The organism is Roseateles sp., assembly GCF_044373315.1.
Classification (GTDB): domain Bacteria; phylum Pseudomonadota; class Gammaproteobacteria; order Burkholderiales; family Burkholderiaceae_C; genus JACDQM01.
Genome location: NZ_JBILQK010000198.1, coordinates 1 through 3,156, shown reverse-complemented (window position 1 = coordinate 3,156; position 3,156 = coordinate 1). Strand labels below are relative to the sequence as shown.

3 protein-coding genes and 1 pseudogene are annotated in these 3,156 nt (G+C 64.1%); all 4 read left to right on the top strand.

Annotated features, from left to right (window positions below):
* Positions 1-68 precede the first annotated feature (68 nt).
* Positions 69-521 (top strand): prepilin-type N-terminal cleavage/methylation domain-containing protein, encoded by a 453-nt coding sequence (locus ACIQ67_RS20320; RefSeq protein WP_397536190.1) that lies wholly within the window; start codon positions 69-71, stop codon positions 519-521.
* A 132-nt stretch (positions 522-653) separates the two neighbouring features.
* The gene (locus ACIQ67_RS20315) at positions 654-1,100 is read left to right on the top strand and encodes a type IV pilin protein (protein WP_397536189.1); all 447 of its coding nucleotides are present in this window, start codon (positions 654-656) and stop codon (positions 1,098-1,100) included.
* Positions 1,101-1,140: 40 nt separating this feature from the next.
* Positions 1,141-1,773, top strand: coding sequence for a DUF2242 domain-containing protein (locus ACIQ67_RS20310; RefSeq protein WP_397536188.1), 633 nt, complete (start codon positions 1,141-1,143; stop codon positions 1,771-1,773).
* Between the two features lie 31 nt (positions 1,774-1,804).
* Positions 1,805-3,156: pseudogene (locus tag ACIQ67_RS20305) on the top strand (helicase); the annotation flags it as partial.

The following is a 3,156-nucleotide window of genomic DNA, read 5'->3' as shown; positions in this document are numbered from 1 at the left end:
GGGGCTGGCACGACCCCTGCATTCAGGGGGGATGTCCTCACCCCCAACCCCTCTTCCGGAGTACTGACATGAGCATCAAGAAGCGCGCACAACAAGGTTTCACCCTGATCGAACTGATGATCGTCGTGGCGATCATCGGCATTCTGGCTGCCGTGGCTCTGCCGGCGTATCAGGACTACACGACCAAGTCCAAGGTGAGCGAAGCTGCCCAGCTGATCTCTGTGGCCAAGAAGAACATGGTTGTCGCGTTCAATGAAGGAACGCTGTCCGCTACTTCTGACAATACCTCCTTGGGCCTCGGTGCTGCAAACACCATCCAGGGCAAGTACGTGACCTCCGTGACCGCTGCAGGCACTGGTGCTACAACGGGCACCATCACTGCGGTGATGCGCGCAACCGGTGACACCAACGTTGACGGCCAATCCATTGTCTGGTTGGTCACTTGTGTTGCTGGTGGCTCTTGCAACACTACTGTCTCTGCAGCAGCGCCCTTCCCGGCCAAGTTCCTGCCCAAGACCTAATGCACATGCATGGGGCAGCAGCTGATGCTGTTCCCCATGCCTGACAGAGAGGGGTGGCTTGCGCCACCCCTCTCTTGCATTGTGGGCATGCTGTAGAGTCAGACGCTTCGATCTGCCAGCACCTCCCTGCCCATGAGCAAGCAAAAGTCGCAGCATTTCAACGGCATGAGCCTCGTCGAATTGCTGGTTGCCTGCGCCGTCTTGGGGCTGGTAGTGGCTGTCGCTCTGCCCACTTACACCTCCTACACCACCAAAGCCCGCCTCAGCGAAGCCATCGGCATGGCTGTGCCCGCTCAAATGGCGCTGGGCGAGGCTTGTGCAGGTAGCTTTCTCAATGCTGCCGACAACGCGCGGCTGTCTCTTCCTGCGGCCACAGGCTTCCAGACCTCAAAGGTCGTCAACAGCATCGAAGCCATGGGACTGAGTGCTACCGAGGCCCGCATCAAGATCGTGCTGAAGCCTTTCGGCCACGTCCAATCAGGCGATGAGATCGTGATCGATGGCAGCTGCAGCGCGGCGGGCATCGCATGGTCAGCCGCTCGCGGCTCAAGGGCTGAACTGACGCGGCTGCTGCCCTGACACTGCAGCCGTCTGGCCTGCGCGGGGATAATCCCGCGCCATGGCCGCTTCTCGATCCACCCCGACACCTTTGCCATTGGCCGAAGAGCGCAGCCATCGCGCCATGGCTGTGCTGACGCGTGCCTTGTCTTGCATCGCCTGTCTGGCTCTGGCCGCTTGCAGCAGCATCACGGCACCGCTGCACAAGGCCACAACCCCGCCGCCCCAGGTCTACCAGAACGAACGCTTCCAGGCTGACGAGACTTTCTCGCGTCTGTTCGATGCCAAAGTCGCCACCACCTGCGAAGCCGCCCGGCGCGCGCTGCTAAGCCAGGGCTATGTGATCACGCGGGCCGAGGCCGGCGTGGTGAACGGCGCCAAGCGCTTTCAGCCCGAGGGCGAGGTGCATGTGGAGATTGCCTTCAACGTTGTCTGTGTACCTGAAGGAAAGGCCGGCGCCTTGTCCACCGCCTTCGTGTCAGCACAGCAGGACCGGTATGCCGTGAAGAAGAGCACCAATGCCACCAGCATCGGCGTCAGCGCCATCGGCTCGATCTCGGTGCCACTGTCTTCCACGCAGGAGTCACTGGTCAAGGTGGCGTCGGAGACCATTCCGACGGGTGAGTTCTATGACCGCTTCTTTGCATTGATGCAGCGCCTGCTGGCTGAATCGAGCAGCAAGGCCGAGCGCTGAGGCGCAACGCCGAACCACGCCCCAAGGATTGATGACTGATACGACACCGTCTGCGCCCGCAGCGGCTCAGCCTGAGCCGACACACCCCACAAAGCCTGCTTCCTCGGCCGCTTCGGCCTTCTCGCTGCCAAACTCGCAGCACCTCAAACGTCTGCCGGCCACGCTCACCACCGAGCAATGGCAGCGCATCCGGCAAGCTGCCTTCCAGCTGCCCCAGATACTCAGCCCCAATGATCTGGGCGATCCGGCCAGCGCCGCGCTGCAGTTTGAAAGGTTGGGCCTGATCCTGATCCAGAAGGCGGTAGCAGGTTCAAGGCCCAGCCGCTGGATAGCGCCTGCGCTGATTCCTGTGGCACTGGCGCATCTGGATGCATTGGGCACCGCACCCACGGTGCGGGCGCTGATGCAGCGCCGCAGCAGCCAGCTCGACAGCCTGGGCCTCAGCCGCGACGGCGTGGCCTGGCATCGCCTGTGCCAGCAGAACCTGGCGCTGTCGCGCCGCGGCTGGCAGGTGGCTCTGGCCTTCCAGGTCGAGCTGCCGGATGCCACTCCCATCTGGACCTTCTTCCGCGATGGCGACCAGGCTGCGCTGGAGCAGGCGCTGGGGGCCCCGCCCAGCTGCGAGCATGCCGATGCGCTGCAAGCGCATCTGGAAAGTCTGCTGGCCCGCAGTGTGAGCGGCCACGAGCAGCATCTGGATTCCCTGCTGCCGCGTCTGCAGGCCGAATGCGCCACGCCCCAGCCGCTGCAGGCCCTGCTGGCGGCCTGCACCCGCGCACAGGACCGCTGGGAGCACCAGGTGGCCGAGCTGGATACGCTGGAACGCCTAAACACCGAACTGGCCTTCCAGGGCTATCCGGACAGCTTCGAGACCGCGCGCCGCATGCAGCGTTCGGTCACGCTGTATGTGGGTCCGCCCAACAGCGGAAAGACGCACGCCGCCTTTGATCGCCTGGCGCAAGCCCATGCCGGTGCCTATCTGGCACCGCTGCGCCTGCTCGCGCTGGAAGGACGCGACCGCCTGGTGGCTCGCGGCGTGCCTTGTTCACTGCTGACTGGCGAGGAAAACGTGCCGGCCGAAGACGCCCGTGTCGTCTCCAGCACCATCGAGATGGTCGATACCGGCAAGCCCATCGATGTGGCGGTGATCGACGAAGCGCAGATGCTGTTCGACGGCTACCGCGGCTGGGCCTGGACGCAGGCCATCGTCGGCGTGCCGGCGGACGAGGTGATCATCATCTGCTCGGCCTATGCCGTGCCCGCGATCGAGAACCTGCTGGGGCTGGCCGGCGAGCGCTGCACGGTGCGCCACTTCGAGCGCAAGCAGGAGGTGCAGCTGCTGCCCGCACCGCTGCCGATAGCCGCGCTGAAGAAGGGCGATGC

Excerpts from the sequence above, each read along its gene's own strand:
- ACIQ67_RS20320 (WP_397536190.1), top strand. The coding sequence starts at position 69 with ATGAGCATCAAGAAGCGCGCACAACAAGGTTTCACCCTGATCGAACTG.
- ACIQ67_RS20315 (WP_397536189.1), top strand. The coding sequence starts at position 654 with ATGAGCAAGCAAAAGTCGCAGCATTTCAACGGCATGAGCCTCGTCGAA.
- ACIQ67_RS20310 (WP_397536188.1), top strand. The coding sequence starts at position 1,141 with ATGGCCGCTTCTCGATCCACCCCGACACCTTTGCCATTGGCCGAAGAG.